Annotated in this window: 23 protein-coding genes and 1 tRNA gene; 12 read left to right on the forward strand and 12 right to left on the reverse strand. The window is 69.3% G+C overall.

Going from position 1 to position 20,587, the window contains the following annotated elements:
• Nucleotides 1-45 precede the first annotated feature (45 nt).
• The 6 genes from BOSE125_RS10575 to BOSE125_RS10600 all read right to left on the reverse strand — a co-directional run bounded on the left by BOSE125_RS10575 (nt 46) and on the right by BOSE125_RS10600 (nt 4,353).
• Nucleotides 46-1,254, reverse strand: coding sequence for a GNAT family N-acetyltransferase (locus BOSE125_RS10575; protein WP_159552376.1), 1,209 nt, complete (start codon nt 1,252-1,254; stop codon nt 46-48).
• Between the two features lie 152 nt (nt 1,255-1,406).
• A complete protein-coding gene (rplA, locus tag BOSE125_RS10580; protein WP_159552378.1) occupies nt 1,407-2,123 on the reverse strand; it encodes a 50S ribosomal protein L1 in 717 nt (238 codons plus the stop codon).
• Nucleotides 2,124-2,218: 95 nt separating this feature from the next.
• Complete coding sequence (gene rplK, locus BOSE125_RS10585; protein ID WP_115931918.1) at nt 2,219-2,650, reverse strand: 50S ribosomal protein L11; 432 nt, start codon at nt 2,648-2,650, stop codon at nt 2,219-2,221.
• Nucleotides 2,651-2,801: 151 nt separating this feature from the next.
• Nucleotides 2,802-3,563 carry a transcription termination/antitermination protein NusG gene (gene nusG / locus BOSE125_RS10590; protein WP_159555049.1) on the reverse strand — a complete coding sequence of 254 codons (762 nt, stop codon included), beginning with the start codon at nt 3,561-3,563 and terminating at the stop codon, nt 2,802-2,804.
• 381 nt (nt 3,564-3,944) lie between these two features.
• A complete protein-coding gene (gene secE / locus BOSE125_RS10595; RefSeq protein ID WP_115931919.1) occupies nt 3,945-4,205 on the reverse strand; it encodes a preprotein translocase subunit SecE in 261 nt (86 codons plus the stop codon).
• 75 nt (nt 4,206-4,280) lie between these two features.
• Nucleotides 4,281-4,353 (reverse strand) — tRNA-Trp (locus tag BOSE125_RS10600).
• Nucleotides 4,354-4,573: 220 nt separating this feature from the next.
• Between BOSE125_RS10600 and BOSE125_RS10605 the strand changes: the two genes are divergently transcribed.
• The 5 genes from BOSE125_RS10605 (at nt 4,574) to BOSE125_RS18190 (ending at nt 8,625) form a co-directional block, all read left to right on the forward strand.
• On the forward strand, nt 4,574-5,797 hold the full coding sequence (locus BOSE125_RS10605) for a pyridoxal phosphate-dependent aminotransferase (protein WP_159552380.1): 1,224 nt from the start codon (nt 4,574-4,576) through the stop codon (nt 5,795-5,797).
• A gap of 95 nt (nt 5,798-5,892) precedes the next feature.
• Complete coding sequence (locus BOSE125_RS10610) at nt 5,893-6,336, forward strand: molybdopterin-binding protein (RefSeq protein ID WP_159552382.1); 444 nt, start codon at nt 5,893-5,895, stop codon at nt 6,334-6,336.
• Nucleotides 6,336-7,145: a molybdate ABC transporter substrate-binding protein gene (modA, locus tag BOSE125_RS10615; RefSeq protein WP_159552384.1), complete on the forward strand. Its 810-nt coding sequence runs from the start codon at nt 6,336-6,338 to the stop codon at nt 7,143-7,145. Before BOSE125_RS10610 ends, modA begins: the two co-directional genes overlap by 1 nt.
• 59 nt (nt 7,146-7,204) lie before the next feature.
• Nucleotides 7,205-8,011, forward strand: coding sequence for an ABC transporter permease (locus BOSE125_RS10620; protein ID WP_159552386.1), 807 nt, complete (start codon nt 7,205-7,207; stop codon nt 8,009-8,011).
• Complete coding sequence (locus BOSE125_RS18190; protein WP_159552388.1) at nt 8,008-8,625, forward strand: ATP-binding cassette domain-containing protein; 618 nt, start codon at nt 8,008-8,010, stop codon at nt 8,623-8,625. Before BOSE125_RS10620 ends, BOSE125_RS18190 begins: the two co-directional genes overlap by 4 nt.
• Here BOSE125_RS18190 and BOSE125_RS10630 read toward each other — a convergent pair.
• Entirely contained in the window at nt 8,622-9,269 is a 648-nt protein-coding gene (locus BOSE125_RS10630) for a response regulator transcription factor (RefSeq protein ID WP_115931925.1), read from the reverse strand. The two genes, BOSE125_RS18190 and BOSE125_RS10630, sit on opposite strands and share 4 nt — an antisense overlap.
• Nucleotides 9,266-10,534 (reverse strand): ATP-binding protein, encoded by a 1,269-nt coding sequence (locus BOSE125_RS10635; RefSeq protein ID WP_159552390.1) that lies wholly within the window; start codon nt 10,532-10,534, stop codon nt 9,266-9,268. Before BOSE125_RS10635 ends, BOSE125_RS10630 begins: the two co-directional genes overlap by 4 nt.
• Nucleotides 10,535-10,658: 124 nt before the next feature.
• Between BOSE125_RS10635 and BOSE125_RS10640 the strand changes: the two genes are divergently transcribed.
• From BOSE125_RS10640 to BOSE125_RS17975, 7 genes are all read left to right on the forward strand, one after another.
• A complete protein-coding gene (locus BOSE125_RS10640; RefSeq protein WP_159552392.1) occupies nt 10,659-12,068 on the forward strand; it encodes a PspC domain-containing protein in 1,410 nt (469 codons plus the stop codon).
• A gap of 35 nt (nt 12,069-12,103) precedes the next feature.
• Nucleotides 12,104-12,448, forward strand: a complete 345-nt coding sequence (locus BOSE125_RS10645; RefSeq protein WP_201301181.1) for a hypothetical protein — start codon at nt 12,104-12,106, stop codon at nt 12,446-12,448.
• A 43-nt stretch (nt 12,449-12,491) separates the two neighbouring features.
• Nucleotides 12,492-12,746, forward strand: coding sequence for a PspC domain-containing protein (locus tag BOSE125_RS10650; protein WP_159552394.1), 255 nt, complete (start codon nt 12,492-12,494; stop codon nt 12,744-12,746).
• 20 nt (nt 12,747-12,766) lie between these two features.
• Nucleotides 12,767-13,798 (forward strand): 6-phosphofructokinase, encoded by a 1,032-nt coding sequence (locus tag BOSE125_RS10655; RefSeq protein ID WP_159552396.1) that lies wholly within the window; start codon nt 12,767-12,769, stop codon nt 13,796-13,798.
• 68 nt (nt 13,799-13,866) lie between these two features.
• Complete coding sequence (locus BOSE125_RS10660; RefSeq protein ID WP_159552398.1) at nt 13,867-14,646, forward strand: GNAT family N-acetyltransferase; 780 nt, start codon at nt 13,867-13,869, stop codon at nt 14,644-14,646.
• Nucleotides 14,647-14,713: 67 nt separating this feature from the next.
• The gene (locus BOSE125_RS10665; protein ID WP_159552400.1) at nt 14,714-15,112 is read left to right on the forward strand and encodes a VOC family protein; all 399 of its coding nucleotides are present in this window, start codon (nt 14,714-14,716) and stop codon (nt 15,110-15,112) included.
• A gap of 384 nt (nt 15,113-15,496) precedes the next feature.
• A complete protein-coding gene (locus tag BOSE125_RS17975; protein ID WP_159552402.1) occupies nt 15,497-17,290 on the forward strand; it encodes a DUF222 domain-containing protein in 1,794 nt (597 codons plus the stop codon).
• A 137-nt stretch (nt 17,291-17,427) separates the two neighbouring features.
• Here the strand turns inward: BOSE125_RS17975 and BOSE125_RS10675 are convergent, their stop codons facing one another.
• From BOSE125_RS10675 to BOSE125_RS10690, 4 genes are all read right to left on the reverse strand, one after another.
• The gene (locus tag BOSE125_RS10675; RefSeq protein ID WP_201301182.1) at nt 17,428-18,594 is read right to left on the reverse strand and encodes a folate-binding protein YgfZ; all 1,167 of its coding nucleotides are present in this window, start codon (nt 18,592-18,594) and stop codon (nt 17,428-17,430) included.
• A 14-nt stretch (nt 18,595-18,608) separates the two neighbouring features.
• A complete protein-coding gene (locus BOSE125_RS10680) occupies nt 18,609-19,259 on the reverse strand; it encodes an FABP family protein (RefSeq protein WP_159552404.1) in 651 nt (216 codons plus the stop codon).
• Nucleotides 19,260-19,419: 160 nt separating this feature from the next.
• Nucleotides 19,420-19,767 (reverse strand): hypothetical protein, encoded by a 348-nt coding sequence (locus BOSE125_RS10685; protein WP_159552406.1) that lies wholly within the window; start codon nt 19,765-19,767, stop codon nt 19,420-19,422.
• 18 nt (nt 19,768-19,785) lie between these two features.
• Entirely contained in the window at nt 19,786-20,580 is a 795-nt protein-coding gene (locus tag BOSE125_RS10690) for a hypothetical protein (protein ID WP_159552408.1), read from the reverse strand.
• Between the last annotated feature and the right edge of the window lie 7 nt (nt 20,581-20,587).

The following is a 20,587-nucleotide window of genomic DNA, read 5'->3' on the forward strand; positions in this document are numbered from 1 at the left end:
ACGCTCACCGCAGCCGGGAGGTTGATTCCCATTGAATAGGAAGTATCAGGCCTTCTTCTGCCAGGCGGGGTGCGTGGCCACCGGCACGAATCCCAGCTCCTGGTTGGCGCGCAGGATGGCCCCGTTCTCGGCGGCGTTCCAGGTGTAGAGGCGTTCGGTCTCCGGCCTCAGCCGCAGCAGCTGCGAGACGTTGACGGCCTTGAGCAGCACGGCGAGTCCCCGGCCCCGGTGCTCGGGGTGGACCAGGGTGTTGCCCTGGTAGGCCGCCTGGGGCAGGTCGGCGAAGGTCTCGATGTCCGAGTGCCCGACGAGCTGCCCGGTCGACCGGTCGCGTGCCGCCGTCGTGATGATGGTCAGCCCCATCTCCCGGCGGGCCCGCTCCTCGGCTCGCAGCCGGGGCACATCCCAGTGCTCCGCCACCCGCTCCAGGGCCCCGGCGGGCGCCTCGGCCGCCATCCGGCCGAGCAGCCCGGCCATCGATCCGGCATCCTCCTCCGGGCAGGCCCCCTCCCATCCGACCAGGTCATAGCCGTGCTCGTCGGCGGCCCCGGAGCCGGATTCGGCCACGAGGGCGGCACCGGCCGCCTCCCGCAGGTCCAGCACAGACGTCCACTCCACCTGGGCCAGCTCGTAGCCGTGGGCGGCGGCGAACGCCGCGTCCGGCGCCTGCCAGCGGACCCGGTCCCGGCCGGCGTCGGGCACCGATTCCGCAGGCGTCCGGACCACCGGGGTCAGTCCGGTCTCCAGCGAGGTGCCGGAGACGAACACCGGGCCGGATCCGACGGCGGCCGGGTCCACCAGGGCGTTGTCCGTCCAGGACTGCAGCATGGTGCGTCCCCGCCGCACCGCTTCGGCCTCAGCCTCGCGCAGCAGGGCGGACCCCACCCCACGACGCCGGAAGTCGGGGTGCACGGCCACGTTCACCTCGGCGGTGGTGGGCTGAGTGGTTGGCTGGGCATCCGCCGAGGCACCCGGCTCCCAGGGCAGGCTCAGGGCGGCGTAGCCGATGATGCGGTCCGGGCGGTCCCCGGCCAGGGGCTCGCGGGCGACGGCGTAGGAGGTGCGCACGTCATCCCGGGAGGTGGCACCGGCCAACTGGTTCTCCGGGGAGACGTAGAAGTCGTTGTTGCCCCAGAACAGGGACGTCACCAGGTTGGCGAGTTGCGTCACCTGCAGGAAGTCCGCAGTGGTGGGCGGCATCGGCAGCCGCGTCTGGTCCAGGGCGTCGGGAAGGTCCAGCCATTCGATCCTCATGGTGTTCATGATGCCGCACCGGGCCGTGTGACCGTGTGCATCAACGCACCAGGGCCGGAACCTCGATCTCTCGCTGGTTCCGGCCCTGATGATGAAGCTGGTGATGAAGCTAGTGGTGAAGCTGGCGGCGATGCCAGTGCTTCGACCTGAGATCAGGCCTGAGCGGACGCCTCAGTCTCGATCTTGACCACGTTCGGGTCCACCCGGATGCCGGGGCCGAAGGTCGTCGAGATGGTGGCCTTGGAGATGTACCGGCCCTTGGACGCGGACGGCTTCAGGCGCAGCACCTCCTCCAGGGCAGCGGCGTAGTTCTCGGTCAGCTTGTCAGCATCGAAGCTGGTCTTGCCGATGATGAAGTGCAGGTTCGAGTGCTTGTCGACGCGGAAGTCGATCTTGCCGCCCTTGATGTCGGTCACGGCCTTGGCCACGTCCGGGGTCACCGTGCCGGTCTTCGGGTTCGGCATCAGGTTGCGCGGGCCGAGGACCTTGCCGAGACGGCCGACCTTGCCCATCATGTCCGGGGACGCCACGGCGGCGTCGAAGTCCGTCCAGCCGCCCTGGACCTTGGCGATCAGGTCGTCCGAGCCCACGAAGTCGGCGCCGGCTGCCTCGGCCGCTGCGGCCTTGTCACCGGTGGCGAAGACCACCACGCGGGCGGTCTTGCCGGTGCCGTGCGGCAGGTTGACGGTGCCGCGCACCATCTGATCGGCCTTACGGGGATCGACGCTCAGGCGGAAGGCGACCTCCACGGTGGCGTCCGACTTGGACGGGTTGGTGTCCTTGGCCAGGGCGATGGCCTCGACGGGACCGTAGATGTCCTCGCCGATCTTCTCCTGAGCCGCCTTGTATGCTTTGCTGCGCTGTGCCATCTGCTTGTTCTCCTTATGCAGTCGTGGTCTGCGGGTCGCGCGCGACCCTGCCACTGGAATGTGCTGTGTTGCTGTGCTGAAAAGAGGTGTTTCCGTCAGCCTTCGACGGTGATGCCCATGGAGCGGGCGGTGCCGGCGATGATCTTGGCCGCAGCCTGGACATCGTTGGCGTTGAGGTCTTCCATCTTGGTCTGGGCGATCTCCTCGCACTGGGCCTGGGTCAGCTTGCCGACCTTGTCCGTGTGCGGGGTGGAGGAGCCCTTGGCGACCTTGGCAGCCTTCTTGATCAGCTCGGCGGCCGGCGGGGTCTTGGTGACGAAGGTGAACGAACGGTCTTCGTACACGGTGATCTCAACGGGGACGACGTTGCCACGCTGGGATTCCGTCGCGGCGTTGTACGCCTTGCAGAATTCCATGATGTTCACGCCGTGCTGACCGAGCGCAGGGCCGATCGGAGGGGCCGGGTTGGCGGCTCCTGCCTGGATCTGCAGCTTGATCAGGCCTGCGACCTTCTTCTTGGGGGCCATAATCGGGTCCTTCTTCTGTAACTTCTTGCGTGTTCCCCGAAGCACAGGAGCGTGTTCCGGAGCTGGTGGCCACCGTGGCGCGGTGACCGGTCCGCCACCGTCCGGCCAAAGCAGCCGAAGCAACCGGAGGGGCGAAGTCTGGTGGTGCCTACTACCTGATCTTCGTGACCTGGTTGAAGGAGAGGGTGACCGGAGTCTCGCGCTCGAAGATGGTCACGAGGACCACGAGCTGCTGGGACTCGACCTTGACCTCGGAGATCGTGGCCGGCAACGTCTCGAACGGACCGTCGTTGACGGTGACGGACTCGCCGACCTCGAAGTCGACCTCGATGGCCGGGGCGGACGTCTCGGCGCCTGCCGGGGCGGGCCGGCCCTCGGCCTGGGCGGTCTTGGTGGCCTCCTGCATGACCGAGGGGGCCAGCATGGAGTGGATCTCGTCGAGGGAGAGCGGGAACGGGTCATGGGCGTTGCCCACGAATCCGGTGACGCCCGGGGTGTGGCGGACCACGCCCCAGGAGGCATCCGTCAGGTCCATGCGGACGAGCACGTAACCGGGGATGCGCACCCGGTTGACGAGCTTGCGCGTGGTGTTGCGGATCTCCACGACCTCTTCCATGGGGACTTCGATCTCATAGACGTAGTCCTCCATCTCCTGGGTCTGGACACGCGTCTCCAGGTTGGTCTTCACGCGCTTCTCGTAGCCCGCGTAGGTGTGGATGACGTACCAGTCGCCGGGCTGGCGGCGCAGGCGGGTGCGGAGCTCCTCGGAGGGGTCGACCTCCGGCTCAGCCGCGGCGGTCGGCCCGGCCTCGACCGGCTCCACGTCCAGGGAATCCTCGCCCGCCAGGGCGGCGTCGGGTCGATCGGCGGACTCGGCGCCGCTCTGGGCCAGGTCCTCCTCCTGCAGGGTCATCTGACCCTGGTCCTCAGCGGATTCCTCAGAGGCGACCTCGCGGGTCTCAGCCTGGGGATCGATCTCCGGCTCGGCGGTCTCGTCGTAGCTCTCGTCGATGCCGTCGGCCTCGATCGCCGGGTCCACGGCGGCCTGCGGGTCGACGTCGGCCTCCGACTCCTCGGAATCGGACGGCTCAGCCGGCACGACGGGCTCACCGGCGACGGCGGCGTCCTCAGCAGTCTTGGGGTCCCGAGACGGCTGGGACTGCTCCTCTTCGAGAGCGTCAGCCTCAGCGAGGGCGTCGGCCTGCGGTTCGAGTTCCTGCTCGGACACTGGTTCCTGCTTTCTTCACGCGTTCAACGTACTTCCGGCAGGGCATGCGTCCACCGGCGGGTAGCGTCAGGCGCTGCCGTCGCCGAAGACGAAGGAGGCGCCCATGCCGAACAAGAAGTCCAACAAGGTCACCAGCAAGATCATGAAGATCACGAAGGCGAGCACGACGCCCGTGAGCTTCACCAGCTCCTCACGGGTGGGGGTGACGACCTTCTTGAGCTCGTCCACCACCTGCCGCAGGAACAGGGCGATTCTGCCGAAGAGACCTCGCTTCCGCGGCGTGCCGGGGTTCTGGTCCCCGGTGCTGTTCGCAACTGCCTCGGTCACGTGGCCTCACTTGCTAGGTCGACACTGAAACTGTCCTGCCGGGGGCTTTTCGGATCACCGAAAGACCACCCTGCGCAGGGTAGACAGGACTCGAACCTGCAACCTGCGGTTTTGGAGACCGCTGCGCTACCAATTGCGCCACTACCCTAGGGGCCGAAAGTGGTTTCCCACGGCACGGCCCAGCCTGGTGCTTTTCAACACCGAGGATCAACTTTACGCCATCGGGGGCAGTGAGTCGAACCGGCCGTTCTCCGGGGCGCACACACGGGCACATGCGGGCACACACGAGCACACACAGCCACAGCTGTGCCGCGTACCACTAGGCTGGATCGCGACGACCCCCGGAAACCGCCCGCCGGAAGGACCCCATGTCTAGCTCGCTGTCCACCTCGCAGCCCACCCCGCCCCGCAGCCGCGTCTCTGAGCGCATCGGCTCGATCGCCGAATCGGCCACCCTCGCTGTCGACGCCAAGGCCAAGGCCCTCAAGGCCGCCGGGCGACCGGTGATCGGCTTCGGCGCCGGTGAACCGGACTTCCCCACCCCGGGGTACATCGTCGAGGCCGCCGTGAACGCCGCCCAGGACCCCAAGAACCACCGCTACTCCCCCGCCGGCGGCCTGCCCGAGCTGAAGCAGGCCATCGCGGAGAAGACGCTGCGTGACTCGGGATTCGAGATCGAGCCCCAGCAGGTCCTGGTGACCAACGGCGGCAAGCAGGCCGTCTACAACACCTTCGCGACCCTGCTGGATCCGGGCGACGAGGTCATCGTCCCCACCCCTTTCTGGACCACCTACCCCGAGTCCATCCGCCTGGCCGGCGGCGTGCCGGTCGAGGTGTTCGCCGGCCCGGAGACCGGCTACAAGGTCACGGTGGACCAGCTCGAGGCCGCGGTCACCGAGCGGACCAAGGTGCTGTTGTTCAACTCCCCGTCCAACCCCACCGGGGCCGTGTACGACCCGGAGGAGACCGCCGCGATCGGACAGTGGGCCGTATCCCGCGGCCTCTGGGTGGTCACCGACGAGATCTACGAACACCTCACCTATGACAACGTCCCCTTCACCTCGATCGCCGCCGCCGTGCCGGAGATGGCGGAGCAGGTCATCGTCCTCAACGGCGTGGCCAAGACCTACGCCATGACCGGCTGGCGCGTGGGATGGATGGCCGGCCCGGTGGACATCATCAAGGCGGCCACCAACCTGCAGTCGCACGCCACCTCGAACGTCGCGAACGTCTCCCAGCGCGCGGCCCTCGCCGCCGTCGCCGGCCCGCTGGACGCCGTCGAGGAGATGAAGACGGCCTTCAACCGCCGCCGCAAGGCCATCGTCGAGGGCCTCAACGCGGTGCCCGGATTCTCCTGCCCGACGCCGGCCGGCGCCTTCTACGCGTACGTGGACGTCCGCGGTGCGCTGGGCGATGGACACCGGCACCAGACCTCAGCGGAGCTGGCCGGCTACATCCTGGACGAGGCCGAGGTCGCCGTCGTGCCAGGCGAGGCCTTCGGCCCCTCGGGCTTCCTGCGCCTGTCCTACGCCCTGGGCGATGACGACCTCGCCGAGGGCATCGGCCGGATCCAGCGGCTTCTCGCCCGGTAGCCTCGCCCGACAACCCCCCGGGCGGATGGCGGTCCGCGCAAGTGCGGATCATTCTGGGGTTCTGATCCGCAGTTGCGTCGCTTAGGGTGTCCTGTATGACGCTATTGCGGATTTCCGAGGCTGCCCGCTTCCTGGGCGTGAGTGACGACTCCGTCCGCCGATGGGTCGCCTCCGGCCGGCTCAGCGCCCACACGGATGGAACCGGCCGGGCCGCCGTCGACGGGGTCGAGGTGGCCCAACTGGTCAAGGACGGCAATGGCAACAGCAAGGGCAACCTCAACGGCACCAGTGACGACGGCGTCCCCTCCTCGGCGCGCAACCGCTTCCACGGGCTCGTGACGGACGTGGTCATGGACACCGTCATGGCCCAGGTGGAACTGCAGTGCGGCCCGTTCCGGGTGGTCTCCCTCATGAGCGCGGAGGCGGCCCGGGACCTCGGCCTCGAGCCCGGAATGCCCGCCACGGCCATCGTGAAGGCGACCACCGTGATCGTGGAACGAATGGAACGAACGGAACGAACAGCACGGGCGGACGGCTGATGCGGGGCCGTACCGGACGCAACCGGGGCCTTGCCCTGGGACTCATCGTGGGATCCGGGATCGTGGGATCCGGCGTTGTCCTGACCGGCTGCAGCGCCCCCTCGAGTGGCTCCGCGGAGTCCGGCACCACCCTCACCGTCTTCGCCGCAGCGTCCCTGGGCGATTCCTTCGAGGAGCTGGCGGCAGGCTTCGAGCAGGAGAACCCGGGGGTCGAAGTCGAGTACAACGTTGCCGGCTCATCCGCCCTCGCGGAGCAGATCCTGGCCGGTGCCCCCGCCGATGTCTTCGCCTCGGCCGACGAACCGAGCATGGACACCGTTGTGACGGCTGGGGAGAACTCCGCGGAACCAGAACCGTTCGCCACCAACGTCCTGACACTCGTCACCCCGGCCAATACCTCCGGCATCACCTCCCTTGAGGACGCGGCATCCGAAGGTGTGAAGCTCGTGGTCTGCGCCCCTCAGGTCCCGTGCGGCCGAGCCGCCCTCGCGCTGGCAGAGGACGCCGGAGTGGAGCTCTCCCCCGTCAGCGAGGAGGCCAGCGTCACCGATGTGCTCGGCAAGGTCACCTCCGGCGAGGCCGACGCCGGCCTGGTCTACGTCACGGACGCCCTGGGTGCCGGTCAGTCGGTCAACGCCATCGAGCTCGAGAACGCCGGATCCGCCGTGAACACCTACCCCATCACCGTGCTGAACGCCGCCGCACAGAACGGCCCGGAACACCCCGAACTGGCCCAGCGCTTCGTCGACTATGTGGTCTCCGAGGAGGGCCAGTCGGTGCTCGAAGCCGACGGGTTCGGCACTCCGTGACAGCTCATCCGGGGCGCTCGGCAGGATTGACACCGAGCCGAAAGGTGCGGGCCCGAGAGGTGCGGGTCCGCCCGCCGGCCGGGCTGGCCGTCGTCGGGATCCTGGGCGGGGCTGTGCTCTTGGTGCCGTTCGTCGCCCTGGTGGCCGGCGTCGATCTCACCCGGCTGCCCGAACTGCTCACCTCACCCTCCGCCCTGGACGCCCTCGGGCTGTCGCTGCGGACCGCGCTGACGGCTACGGCTATCTGTCTGGTGATCGGCACCCCGCTGGCCCTCGTTCTCACCCGGCTGGACTTCCCGGGCCGCAGCTTCGCCCGGTCCCTGGTGCTGTTGCCGCTGGTGGTCCCGCCCGTGGTCGGAGGGATCGCGCTGACCGAGGCGTTCGGGCGGCGCGGACTGATCGGCGAGCATCTGCAACTGCTCGGGATCGACATCGCGTTCACGTCAGCGGCCGTGGTCATGGCACAGGTCTTCGTGTCCCTGCCGTTCCTGGTGGTGGCACTCGAAGGTGCCCTGCTGACCCGCGGTGAGGCCCATGAGCGCACCGCGCTGTCCCTGGGAGCCTCCCCGCTGCGCACATTCCTCACGGTGACGCTGCCGCTCCTGGTGCCCGGACTCGTCGCCGGACTGGTGCTGACCTTCGCCCGCGCCCTGGGCGAGTTCGGTGCGACGATCACCTTCGCCGGCTCCCTGCAGGGCACCACACGCACCCTGCCGCTGCAGGTCTACCTCGAGCGCGAGACCGATCCGGAGGCCGCCGTCGCCCTCTCCCTCGTGCTCGTGGTGGTGGCCCTCGTGGTCATCACCGTGGCCTATGGACGCAGGGACAGACGCCGGGACGGCCGGCGGACGGGGGCACGGGCATGACCGGCCTGGACTGCCGCGTGGTCGTCCCCGAACGCGGGGTGGACCTCGCCTTCACCATGGACGGGGGCCAGACCCTGGCCCTGACCGGGCCCAACGGCTCGGGCAAGTCCACGGTGCTGTCCGCGCTCGCCGGCTGGCTGCGCCCGGAGACCGGGCATGCCCGGCTCGGGGACAGGACCCTTTTCGACGAGCACACCTGGATCCCGGCACGACGCCGGAATGTCGGCTACCTGACGCAGGACCCCCTGCTCTTCCCCCACCTCACGGCCGAGGCGAACGTCTCCTTCGGGCTGGCCCGCGCCGGCGTCGTGGGCCGGAGGGACCGACGGGAAGCGGCCCGGGACTGGCTCGAGCGGGTGGGCGTGGGGCAGCTGGCCTCACGCCGGCCCGGGGAGATGTCCGGCGGCCAGGCGCAGCGCACGGCGATCGCCCGGGTGCTGGCCTCGGGGCCGGAGCTGGTGCTGCTGGATGAGCCGCTGTCCGCCCTGGACGCCCAGGTGGTCCCGCAGATCCGCGAGCTGCTGGCCGAGGTCCTGACCGGGCGCACCACGGTGCTCGTCACGCACCACGAGGCGGACGTGATGGCGCTGGCGGACACGGAGTTCCGGATCTAAAGCAGCCCCCGCTCCCCCGCCCAGCGCGTGAGCTCGTGGCGGTTGGAGAGCTGGAGCTTGCGCAGCACATTGGACACATGCGTCTCGATGGTGCGCACGGAGATGAACAGGTCCTTCGCGGCCTCGCGGTAGGTGTAGCCACGGGCGATCAACCGCATGACCTCGAGTTCACGGGCCGAGAGCAGGTCGAGCTCCTCGTCCCGTACGGCCACGTCCGCGGTGCCGAAGGCGTCCAGGACAAAGCCGGCCAGCCGGGGCGAGAACACGGCGTCGCCCCCGGCCACCCGCTGCACGGCCGCGGACACCTCGGCCCCGGAGATGGTCTTGGTGACGTAGCCGCGGGCGCCGGCGCGGATGACGGAGACCACGTCCTCGGCGGCGTCGGACACGGAGATCGCCAGGAACCTGACCTCGGGGGCCAGATCCTGGCAGGACGCCGCGACCTCCGCCCCGCCGCCGCCCTTGCCGCCGGGCAGGTGCACGTCCAGCAGCACCACCTCCGGCTCGAGCTCGTGGATGATCCGGATCGCCGAGTCGACGTCCCCCGCCTCCCCCACCACCGCGATGTCCGCCGGATCCAGGTCGGCCTTCAGGCCGGTGCGGAAGATGGCGTGGTCGTCGACGATGACAACGCGTGTGGTCATGGTGTTGCCCCTTCTGTGGCCTCTGCTGAGGCGTCTGCTGCTGCACGGCCTGCTGCGTGCTCGGGCACCGGCAGCTGCAGGCGGACCTCCGTGCCGCCCTCGCCGGTGGAGATCGTGGCCGTACCGCCGGCACGCTCCATGCGGCCGATCACGGATTCGCGGATGCCGAGGCGGTCCTGCGGGATGGCGTCCAGGTCGAAACCATCGCCCCGGTCCTTGACGAAGATCTCGACGGCGGCCGGGCCGGCTTCGGCGTAGACGCGCGCCGGACCCGCGTGGCGGACTGCGTTGAGCATGGCCTCACGGGAGGCCTGCAGCAGCGGGTCGAGCCAGGGCCCGGTGGCCACGCCGACCGTGACGACCTCGATCGGCTGGCCGTGGTTGTCCTCGATGGCGGCCGCCAGGTCCTGGAGGCGGTCCGTCAGGCTGCCGTCCGGGCGGGTCGGGTCGGCGTAGAGGTACTGGCGCAGGTCTCGCTCCTGGGCACGGGCCAGCCGGGCGACCATGGCCGAGTTGTCCGCGTTCTTCTGGATCAGCGCCAAGGTCTGGAGCACGGAGTCGTGCAGGTGCGCGGCGATCTCCGCGCGTTCGGTCTGGACGGCGAGCGCGGACGACTTCGCGGCGGCGTCCCGCCACAGCTTGATCACCCACGGTGCGGCCACGAGTACGACGCCGGCCAGGATGACGATGGCGACGACGAGACCCAGCCACATGTCCTGGGCACCGACGAGCCCGGCGGCGAGCGCCAGGATACCGGCCATGACCAGCAGCAGGCCGAGCACGAGGGAGGTGATGCGGTGGGTCCTCCCGGCCCGGTCCGTGGCATCGCCCCGGAGGGAGTCGAGCTGCAGCCAGGCCAGTGCCACCCCGAGGAGCACGACGGCGGCCGGCCCGATCAAGCCCCAGTTCAGCCGGACCCCGGTCACCTGCAGACCGAGGGCCGCGGCCAGCACGAGGAGCACGATGCCGACGATGACCTGCCAACCGCGACCGTCGGAACTGCTCAGCCGGTCGCCGAAGGCCCACGTCCGGGTCTGCTCGGCTGCTCCGCGCACCGGTTCGGCGGCCCCGATGACGGCCTCCTGCTCATCCGGGACGAAGATCCACAACCAGGCGTAGAACACCACACCGACCCCGCTGAGCAGCGCCAGGGCCACGACGCCGACCCGCACCCAGGCCACGGGCAGACCGAGATGTCCGGCCAGCCCGGCGCAGACGCCGGCGATGGCCCGGTGATCGCGGGGGCGGGTGAGGACAGTGGTCATGCCTCCATCCTGCCTCAATCGGCGGCGTCCGGGTGGCGCTACGGACGTAGATCCGGGGGTTCTCCGGGTCCGATCAGGGGCTCCCCGGATACCGCCCGGCAGCCACAGGCGGAACGATGGAGACATGAACGAGAACCCCGCCCCCGGCAGCACCAGCGGCTTCTACACCTGGATCGACTCGCTGCACACCGTGCGCTCCCCCCACCGCTGGATGGGTGGCGTCGTCGCCGGCCTGGCCGACCGTATCGGCATGGACCGCACCCTGGGCCGCGCCCTTTTCGTGGTCCTGACCCTGCTCACCTCCGGGCTGACCGTGCTGTTCTACGGCCTGGCCTGGATGTTCCTGCCCGAGCCGGACGGCCGCGTCCACTCCCGGGAGGCCGGTCAGGGACGGTGGACCGCCGGCATGACCGGTGCGCTCGTCTTCACCGTGCTCGGCATCGGCAACCTCTTCAACTGGCCCGGCTTCCTCGGCGGGAGCGACGGCTTCTGGAGCTTCGGCAGCGTGATCGGCCTGGGCATCATCGGCTTCTTCGTCTGGCTGGTCCTGTCCCAGGACGGCGAGCGTGGCCGCCCCCGGGAGCTTCCGTCCGGCACCGACCCGGCCGCCGGCCCGGAACCCTCCCAACCCGAAAGCCAGCCCAGCGCCCAGGCCACAGAGCCCCTCTACGTGGCGCCCACGGATACCGGTTGGTACTCAACCCCGGCTGCCGGTACTGCCGGTACTGCCAGTACTGCCCACCGTTCCTCGGAAGGACCCGAACCCATGAGCGCCACCGCCTCATACCCCCACCAGCCCGACTACCGACGTGCCGACCCTGCTCACCCGGCTTCGACAGTGCCGCCCGCTCCCCCAACTGACCGCACCCCGCCGTCACTGTCCGGCGCGACCCAGCTGGTCGTCGTCGGGCTGGCGGTGCTGGCCGGTGCCGCGGTCTCGCTGCTGCGCTATCTCGACGTCTTCACGGCCGCCTGGCCGGTCATCTGGGCCGCCAGCCTGGCCACAACGCTGGCCGTCATGGCGATCGGCGTCATCGCGGGAGCCATAGCCGGCCGCGGCGGTGGCGGACTGACCGTCACCACCGCGATCCTCGCGATCCCCGTGGTGGGCGCGACCGCCAGCGCCTATGTCCAGGACGGCCCATGGGGTACGAACTGGACGGACACCGGCAACTGGGACGGCGGCGTGGTCACCGGCAACGTCACCGAGGGATACGACCTGAGCTTCGGCGAGGGCACCATCGACCTTCGGCAGCTCACGGGAACCAGCGCCGCCGAGGCCACCCCGGTGGACGTGAACCTGAGCTTCTCCACGGCCGACCTCGTGGTCCCGAACAATGTGGACGTCTTCCTGGACGCGGACAGTTCCTTCGGCAGCGTCAACTCCCCCTCCGTCGGGACCGACGACGCCGGCCGCCTCCAGGTGGTGGACGCCCCCGGGGACGAGCAGATCGTGGTGAAGGCGGACGTCTCCTTCTCCACCCTGAACGTACGCGCAGAGGCCCCGACCACGACCGGCACCTCCCAGAACTGACGTCGATTAGCCAAGACTGCCCAGGAGTGAATGACATGAGCACCCATCCCCACGACTTCTCCCACGATCCCACCCACGACGAGGACCAGGCCCTCGAAGACGAGATCACGCGCGGCACGGTTCACGACCGGAACTACGCCGCCCACCGCTCGGACAGCGATGGCCAGCCGGCCGACGTCGGGCCGGAGAAATCCACCCTCCGCACCGGAACCCTGGTGTGGGGCGTGATCGCCCTGCTGCTGGCCCTGTGGTCCCTGTCCGTGACCGTGCTTGACTGGAACCTCGACCCGGTTCTGGTGATGATCGGCCTGGCCGTGGTCGGCGGCGTGGCCCTGGTCGCCGGTGGCATCGCCGGCGCGGCCCGCAGCAAGTCGTTCTGATCCATCCACACTCACCACACAGACAAGCGCATCGAGGAGCACCATGGACACCTTCTACCGTTCCCTGAGGAACATCCCCTTCCGCCGCGGCCCGAAGCGGTGGGTCGGCGGCATTGCCGGCGGACTCTCGGCAAAATTCGGCTGGGACCCTACGCTGGTCAGGATTGTTATTCTGCTCAGTTTCATCCTGCCGTTCATCGGCGTTGCCACGTACCTGGTGGCATGGGTGCTGCTGCCGTGGCAGGACAACACGATTCCGTTGGAGCGCGTGTTCCCCGGAACGCAGCGCCCGCTCTAGCCCCTCCAGAAAGGCACCACATGCGCGTCGGCCTCCTCACCAGCGGCGGAGACTGCCCCGGCCTCAACGCCGTCATCCGTTCGGCGGTCCTGCACGGGATCAAGTCCTACGACTACGAACTGGTCGGCATCCGGGACGGGTGGCGCGGGCTGATCGAGGGCGACGTCGAGGACCTTCCGCGCCAGAAGGTCCGGGGGCTGGCCCGGACGGGAGGCACCATCCTCGGTACCTCCCGCACCCACCCGTACGACCACCCGGGCGGCGGGCCGGAGAACATCAAGGCGCGGATGGCGGAGCTGGGCCTGGACGCGGTGGTCGCCATCGGCGGCGAGGGCACGCTGGCCGGCGCGAAGCGGTTGTCCGACGACGGCGTGCCCCTGGTCGGCGTGCCGAAGACCATCGACAACGACCTCAAGGCCACGGACTACACCTTCGGTTTCGACACCGCCGTCTCCATCGCCACCGATGCCATGGACCGGTTGCGCACCACGGGCGAGTCCCACCACCGCTGCATGGTCGCCGAGGTCATGGGCCGCCATGTCGGCTGGATCGCCCTGCACTCGGGCATGTCCGCCGGTGCGCACGCGATCCTCATCCCGGAACAGCGCACCTCCATGGAGCAGGTGTGCGAATGGGTGAAGCAGGTGCACGACCGCGGTCGCTCTCCGCTCGTGGTGGTGGCCGAGGGCTTCATCCCCGATGGCCACGACGATCCCCTCTCCGAGGCCGGCGCGGACGCCTCGGGGCGCGCGCGGCTGGGCGGGATCGGTGAGTGGGTCACGCAGCAGATCGAGGAGATGTCCGGCATCGAGACCCGCAGCACCGTCCTCGGCCACATCCAGCGCGGCGGGGCGCCCACCGGATTCGACCGCGTCCTGGCCACCCGCTTCGGGATGGGCGCCATCGACCTGGTGGCCCAGGGCCGGTTCGGCCAGATGGTCGCCCTCAATGGCACCGAGATCGTCCAGGTGTCCCTGGGCGCCGCCCTGGACGGCCTCAAAGAGGTCCCCCAGCACCGCTACGACGAGGCCAAGGTACTCTTCGGCAGGTAGCCGACGGGCCGGCGTCGGGCCCGGCGGGGCAGCGTGGAGGGGTAGTGCGGAAGGGTAGCGTGGAGGGCATGCCAGTCGACGCCCACACCCGCCAGATCATCGAGTTGGCCTGGTCCCGGATTCTGGGGCTGGACGACGGCGCCTTCGCCGCTGCTTCTTCCTCTACTTCTTCCTCTCCGGCTTCTTCCTCTGGCGGCCGCCGGATCGAGGTGCCGACCGATGCCGACTCGCAGCAGGGCGAGGACGACCAGATCGCCACGTTCGTCCGGCTGTATGGGTCCTCCGTGCTGTACGGGCCGGCCTGGCTGTTGGAGGCCGCCCGCGGTCTGCACGACGAGGAGCTCGCCCTGGAGTCCACCATGATCCGGCTGGGTGCCGGTCACGCCGCCCGCTCCCTCGGCGAGTGGGTGCTCTACTACGCCGAGGACATCCCGGACATCGCCCGCTCCTCCTCCGTCTCGGTGTCCTACGAGGCCTCCGACGCCCGTGAACTCGAGACCCAGTGCCCCGCGGACGACGTCACCGAGGTGGGCCTGTCCGCCCTGGACTCCACCTTCACCCTCATTCCCGACGACGGCACGGGCACCCCGACCGGCCAGCCGGTCGCGGGCGCGGGGTACGAGGAATGGCAGGGCCTCATCGGCCACCTGGGCGTGTTGGTCCGGCCCGACCTCCGCCTCAAGGGCCTCGGCGCCTACGCTGGGGCGATCGCCATGGAGGAGGCCTTCACCGAGGGGCTCATCCCCCAGTGGCGGGCCGCCCTGGGCAACACCGGCGCGCAGCGGGTGGCGGCGTCGCTGGGATTCGAACTCGCCGGCTCACAGACGACGGTGCTGTTCAACCAGTAGGGGCTGGCCCGCCCGTCCAGCGGGCCGGTGCTGTTCAGCGGGTCGACGTCCGCCCTACCCTGTTGGCATGTCACTGAGATGGTATTCGACAGTGGTGGAATCCACCGATCACCGGGCCCTGGCGCGCTGGTGGGCGACCGCGCTCGACTGGGAGATCGCCTATGAATCCGATCTCGAGTCCGTGGTGATCCCCCGCTGGTCGGCCGAACTCTCGGGCTCGTTGCCGTTCCATCGCGTTCCGCCCGGCATGGTCTTCGTCCCGGTGGAGCACCAGAAGTCCGGCAAGAACCGCCTGCACTGGGATTTCGCGCCCCATACCTCGGACGACCGGGACGCGGAGATCCACCGCCTGGTGACGCTGGGGGCCACCCTCATCGACGTCGGCGAACCGGAGGACGCCACCTGGACCGTCCTCGCCGATCCGGACGGCAATGAATTCTGCGTGCTGTCCGCCCGGGACGAGTAACCGACCGGCGAGGCCAGGTCCTCCACAGCGACTGGAAGCAGGGAAGCCGGGAAGCCGGGAAGCAACTTATCCCCAGCATGGACGACTCTCTTTACCATGTCCGCCATCACACGTAGAGTAGTACACATGTTCGAATCGGCAGGGCGCGCATCAATCCCAGGAGACACCTCCGGGCGCGCTGATGCCAGCCAGACAGTCGAGCTGCCGACGGTTCCCACATTGGAGGGCGCCCGGTCGCTCATCGCCCTACGTGCGTCCCTCGCTGGCATGATTCCCGCCGCCACCACCCCGGTTACCCCTGCAATCCCCAGCAACCCTGCTGGCCCTGCTGCCGCACGCACACCCAGGCCACGCTTCGGTCCGAGCGAGGAGGATCTGGCTGCCGTGGCACGCGAGGCCGAGGCCATCACCCGGATCCGCGCGTTGGAGGACCTCAAGGCCGCCTGTGCTGCAGCCCAGGCCCGCGAGACGGCGGCCCTCCACCAGCACCGACACCGAGAGGAAGCGGCGCGAGGTATCCCGGCGTCCCAGCGCGGGCGCGGACTGGGTGCTGAGATCGCGCTGGCCCGCCGCGTGAGCCAACAGCGCGGCAGCATCCAGCTGCGCCAGGCCCTCCACTTCACCGGGGATCTGACGAACACCCTCTCCGCCTTGCAATGCGGCCAGATCAGCGAGGAACATGCCGCTACGGTGGAACGGCACACCCATTGGCTTCCCGAGCAGGCTCGCAGGAGCGTCGACTCGTCGCTGGCAGACCGACTCCCCGTGCTGGGACTCCACGATCTCAAGCTGGAGACCCAAGCGGTGGCACATCGCGCAGATCCCGAGGCGGCGGCGGAGCAATACGACCAAGCCGTGGCCACCCGGCATGTGAACCTCAAGCCCGCTGAAAACGGTATGGCCTACCTGACGGCCCTCCTGCCCGCATTGGAAGCCGCTGCCTGCTATCGGGCCCTGACCGACCAGGCAGGGTCGGCGGTCGCCTTCGGAGAAGCCGAGGGGCGCAGCCCCCAGCAGGTCCTCACTGACGTCATGGTCGAACGTCTCACCGGCCGCAGCACGGACGAGGCCTCACCGGTGGAAGTCCAGCTCATCATGACGGACGCCGCCCTGTTCGCCGGTGACAACGAACCTGCGTGGATCCCCGGCCACGGGCCCCTGCCGGCCGCCGTCGCCCGGAAACTACTCGCCGGCAGCGCCACCCAGGGCGGGCCTGCAGACAGTGCATCACGCGGGACTTCGGAGGGGACTTCAGGCGAGACTTCACATGGAACTGCAGACGGGTCGATCCGTGGCACCCGCGACATTGATCTCGCGGCTCGACCATCCGCCGCCGGACCACCCGCACGCCCCGAGGCAGCCAAGGCCGTTGAGACCGTTGAGATTCCCGAGACCGATGAGATCGCTGAGGCCCGGGTATTCCTGCGCCGGCTCTACACGTCACCCGAGACGGGGCAGCTGGTGGCAATGGACTCGCAACGCCGTGAGTTCTCCGGAAAGCTACGCCGCATGATCGTTCTGCGTGACAATATCTGCCGCACGCCGTACTGCGGGGCACCTATCCGCCACATCGACCATGCCACGCCTCATCGCCAGGGCGGCCCCACCAGTTACGGCAATGGCTCTGGCCTCTGCGCTCGCTGCAATTACACCAAGGAACACCCTGGATGGTCTCATCGTGCGTCCCCGGACAATCTCGAGATCACGACTCCAACGGGACACCGCTATTCCAGTCGGTCCCGTCCGCTCTCCGCGCCGCCCAACGCGGCCGCACCTGGTTCGTTCGCACCACCCATCGAGTTCGCACCTGGTTCGTCCACACCGTCCAACGCATCCGCACCTGCCATCCCCGCGAGCCCCGCCCCGGCACCTCACGCCGTCATTGACGTCGATGACATTGGCGTTTGCGAAGACGCTGGCGTTGGCATTGGCGTTCGCGATGAGGCTGGCATTGTCGAACGTCGGCGCGAAACAAGGGATCCGGCCTGTGCCACAGATTCCCCCGTAACGGTGAGACTGCCGGCATCCACGCCGCTCCTCGCAGCAGGCTGGCACGGGGATCTCGAAGACCTGAGAACCGGTGACTGTCCCAGTACCAAAGAGCACATCAGAACCGTTGACCATATGTGGCCGCGGATCCGGCCCGGAACACGGGTGGAGTACGCGAGGGCTGCCTAGGCGGACCGACTAGCCGGATCGACTAGGCCGAGGCCTGCTGGAGCTGGACCACCAGAGGCAGGACCGACTAGGCGGAGGCCCGCTGGAGCTGGACCAACCGAGGTAGGGCCGGCTGGACCAACTGGGGTAGGGCCGGCTCAGCGAGCACCCTTGCGGATGAACCCGGACTGGCGTCCGACGACCTGGCCGGCCTGAGGAGAGACCACGGTCTCCTGGGTGGCCGCGGTGAAAGACCAGCCGTCCTCGGCATTGCCGTCGCGGAGCAGGAGCTCGGCCGTGGGGTCGGTGTTGCGCTTGAGGATGGCCAGGGCAATCGGGCCCATCTCATGGTGCTGGGCCACCGAGGTGACGGTGCCGACCGATCGAGCGGTGGCGCCCTCCGCCTCGGATTCGGGACGCACGATGACGTCAGAACCAGGAACGGGCAAGGTGTGGCCGGAGCCGTCGAGTTGCAGGAACGTCAGCCGACGGGGAGGACGACCCAGGTTGTGGACGCGGGCAATCGTCTCCTGGCCCTTGTAGCACCCCTTCTCGAGGTGCACGGCGGTGCGGACCAGATCGATCTCGTGCGGGATCGTGCGCTCATCGGTGTCCATTCCGTGCCGCGGCCGCAGGGCGGCGATGCGCAATGCCTCGGAGGCCATCGTCCCGGCGAGGGTCCACCCCTCGGGCAGGGCGGCGACCTCACTCGCCGTTGCACGAGCCGATGGATCAGCCAGGGCCTCCAGCAACGACATCGGCACCAGGTACTCGTTCCAGGACCAGCCCGCAGCAGGGTGCTGGGCAGGGTCCGGGTCATCGGTGTAGGGGAAGCCGCCCTCGCCGATGCGCGGCCACGGGTCTTCCCAGCGGGCGATGTCCTCCCGCTCGTCCCACCCGGGGACCGCGGCGGTTGATCCCACCACGGCGATCTCGCCAGTGCGATCCGCGATCTCCACGCGGGAGGCGAACTTCATCTTCTGCAGCCAGTCGGCCAGGCCGGCGTTCTCCCCGGGCTCGACGGTGAGCCAGGTGGTCTCACCATCGTCCACCAAGTGGCAGTCGAACTCGATGCGGCCCTGGACGTCCAGGAAGAGGGTCTCCGTGGAGATCCCCGGTGCCAGGCGGTCAAGCTTCTGGCTGGTCAGCACGTGCAACCAGGTCAGCCGATCCGGCCCGGAGACGGTCACGACGCCTCGGTGGGAGAGATCGACGACTGCGGTGCCGGCATCCAGGGCCCGCTGCTCAGCGGTGGGCTGGCCGTAATGCGCGGCCACGGGGGCGTCGGGGCCGTTGCCGGCCACTGCTCCAGGAATAGACAACATGCGGGGCCTCAATCTCAGTTCGAGGTGCGGGGCGTACCAGGGGCCAGGCGCCCGTGGGTGGGATCGGGCATCCGGTCCAGGATGGCCGATGCGTGCGGCTCCTCACCGGCACCAGCGTGGTGGGTGGCGTCCCAACGCCAGAACAACTGGCCGTTGACCAGGCCCATGATCCGGGAGCCACCCTCATAGGGACCGGCCGCCGAACCGCGCAGCACGGAGTCCGTCTTCAGCTGCAGCTGCGGGCCCTTGATGACGCCGTAGTAGAGCTCTGTCAGGGAGCCGGGGTGGGAGATCTGCGCGGTGATCGGGAAGGACCCGTCCTCACGGCGGAAGGCCTCCACGTCATCAGCGGACCGGAGGACCGGCACCACGTCTCCGGGACTCATCCCGGGTCCCACGTCACCGTCACGGCGCTCTCGGTCCAGCGCCCAGAAGCCGTTCTCCACGGTCAGGGGCCGGAGCAGGGTGCCGTCCGCCTCGCTCAGCCAGGTTTCGGCACGGTATTCGATGAACGGCAGGCGATGGTCGGTGAAGTCGACCCGCTGATAGAAGATCTCGGTATCGTCCTCACCGGAACCGAGACGGCCCTGTCCCTCCCACGCGCCGATGAGCCAGGACAGTGGAGCGAGCTCCGGCGTCAGGTCAAAAGGCAGTTCAGTGGGCACGAATGCTCAGCGCTGGCCCTTGTACAGGCCGGAGACCACGAGCACGGCGAACGCGGCCATGGCCAGTCCGGCGATGACGAGAAGAACAGTGAAGAAGACCTCGAGTGCAAGAAGGGACATGCCTCGATCCTACTCCAGACCGGTGGCCCCGCGTGCGGGATTACTCGAGGCGCGTGCCGTCCGCGTCCCGGCCGGCCACATGGCGTCCGTGCTGGACCTGCTCGAGCCAGTAGGTGACGAACTCGTCCGAGGGATAGGTGTCCAGGTCCCGCTGGATCGCCTGCAGGATCTGGTCCCCGTCCTGCTGGTCCACGGCATCGATCCGCAGGACCTCCTCCTCGTCGCTGCGCCGGCGCACCACCACGGAGACCCCGACGACGTCCGCCCCGGAGCCTCCCAGGACCTGGGTCAGCACGCCGCCGACGAAGCGGAAGACCCGCTCGAACGCGTCGTCACCGCCCTCTTCCAACGCCACCGTGTAGTTCGCGGCGGCCATTTCCTCAGACATGTTTACTCCTCCCGCCGGTCAGACCGGCATGATCCTGAACACAAAATAGGTCAGCAGTCCCACGACCGCCACGGGTGCCACCCCCAGGGCCACCGCGGCACGGCGCCCCAGCGGCCTGCCCAGCCCGCGGTCCGGGGCGGTGCGTCCGGTCAGGACGAGCACCAGCCCGCCCAACAGCCCGGCCACCACGGCAGCCGGCAACGGCAGCGCGCCCCAGGAGGCCGGCCACAGCGGCTCCAGAACCACGGGCACGACGCCGGCCAGCACCAGAGACAGCCCAGCGGCGAGACCGCGGCCGCTCCGGCCGGGGAACGGCACCAATCCGGCCAGGGCCGCGAGCGCCAGCGAGAGGCCCACGGAGACGGCGAGCGGGCCGGCGTCGTACCGGGCGAGGGCGACCCACCCGGCACCGGCGCAGATGACGGCCACGCCGGTGATGGTGCCGGCCGTGGACTCCAACCGCTGGGGGCTGCCGGAGCCGCGGAAGAGCTGGACCATGAAGGCGGCCACCACGCCCAGCGCCACGCAGACGGCAATGGGTTCGATCAATGACGCGCCGAAGGCGGTGGGGCCCTCGCCGGGACCCTGACCGGGCCACAGCGACACGGCACCGACGGCCGCCAACCCGGACACGCCGAGGACGGCCGTGAGGGATTTCCGGGCCGGTGCCCCGAGCAGCTGCGGCCAGCCGAGGGCGGCCGCGATGACCAGGATCGCGGCGATGGCGACCGAGAACCACGGTCCGCCGAGGCAGGCGGCCCCCACGAGCACGGCAGTGATCGCGGCCGCGGCGGCCAACAGTGGATGCTTCACGCGTCCA

The organism is Citricoccus sp. K5 (genome assembly GCF_902506195.1).
Classification (GTDB): Bacteria; Actinomycetota; Actinomycetes; order Actinomycetales; family Micrococcaceae; genus Citricoccus.

Excerpts from the sequence above, each read along its gene's own strand:
- BOSE125_RS10575 (WP_159552376.1), bottom strand. The coding sequence starts at position 1,254 with ATGAGGATCGAATGGCTGGACCTTCCCGACGCCCTGGACCAGACGCGG.
- rplA (WP_159552378.1), bottom strand. The coding sequence starts at position 2,123 with ATGGCACAGCGCAGCAAAGCATACAAGGCGGCTCAGGAGAAGATCGGC.
- rplK (WP_115931918.1), bottom strand. The coding sequence starts at position 2,650 with ATGGCCCCCAAGAAGAAGGTCGCAGGCCTGATCAAGCTGCAGATCCAG.
- nusG (WP_159555049.1), bottom strand. The coding sequence starts at position 3,563 with ATGACCCTGCAGGAGGAGGACCTGGCCCAGAGCGGCGCCGAGTCCGCC.
- BOSE125_RS10605 (WP_159552380.1), top strand. The coding sequence starts at position 4,574 with ATGTCTAGCTCGCTGTCCACCTCGCAGCCCACCCCGCCCCGCAGCCGC.
- BOSE125_RS10610 (WP_159552382.1), top strand. The coding sequence starts at position 5,893 with ATGACGCTATTGCGGATTTCCGAGGCTGCCCGCTTCCTGGGCGTGAGT.
- modA (WP_159552384.1), top strand. The coding sequence starts at position 6,336 with ATGCGGGGCCGTACCGGACGCAACCGGGGCCTTGCCCTGGGACTCATC.
- BOSE125_RS18190 (WP_159552388.1), top strand. The coding sequence starts at position 8,008 with ATGACCGGCCTGGACTGCCGCGTGGTCGTCCCCGAACGCGGGGTGGAC.
- BOSE125_RS10630 (WP_115931925.1), bottom strand. The coding sequence starts at position 9,269 with ATGACCACACGCGTTGTCATCGTCGACGACCACGCCATCTTCCGCACC.
- BOSE125_RS10635 (WP_159552390.1), bottom strand. The coding sequence starts at position 10,534 with ATGACCACTGTCCTCACCCGCCCCCGCGATCACCGGGCCATCGCCGGC.
- BOSE125_RS10640 (WP_159552392.1), top strand. The coding sequence starts at position 10,659 with ATGAACGAGAACCCCGCCCCCGGCAGCACCAGCGGCTTCTACACCTGG.
- BOSE125_RS10645 (WP_201301181.1), top strand. The coding sequence starts at position 12,104 with ATGAGCACCCATCCCCACGACTTCTCCCACGATCCCACCCACGACGAG.
- BOSE125_RS10650 (WP_159552394.1), top strand. The coding sequence starts at position 12,492 with ATGGACACCTTCTACCGTTCCCTGAGGAACATCCCCTTCCGCCGCGGC.
- BOSE125_RS10655 (WP_159552396.1), top strand. The coding sequence starts at position 12,767 with ATGCGCGTCGGCCTCCTCACCAGCGGCGGAGACTGCCCCGGCCTCAAC.
- BOSE125_RS10660 (WP_159552398.1), top strand. The coding sequence starts at position 13,867 with ATGCCAGTCGACGCCCACACCCGCCAGATCATCGAGTTGGCCTGGTCC.
- BOSE125_RS10665 (WP_159552400.1), top strand. The coding sequence starts at position 14,714 with ATGTCACTGAGATGGTATTCGACAGTGGTGGAATCCACCGATCACCGG.
- BOSE125_RS10675 (WP_201301182.1), bottom strand. The coding sequence starts at position 18,594 with ATGTTGTCTATTCCTGGAGCAGTGGCCGGCAACGGCCCCGACGCCCCC.
- BOSE125_RS10685 (WP_159552406.1), bottom strand. The coding sequence starts at position 19,767 with ATGTCTGAGGAAATGGCCGCCGCGAACTACACGGTGGCGTTGGAAGAG.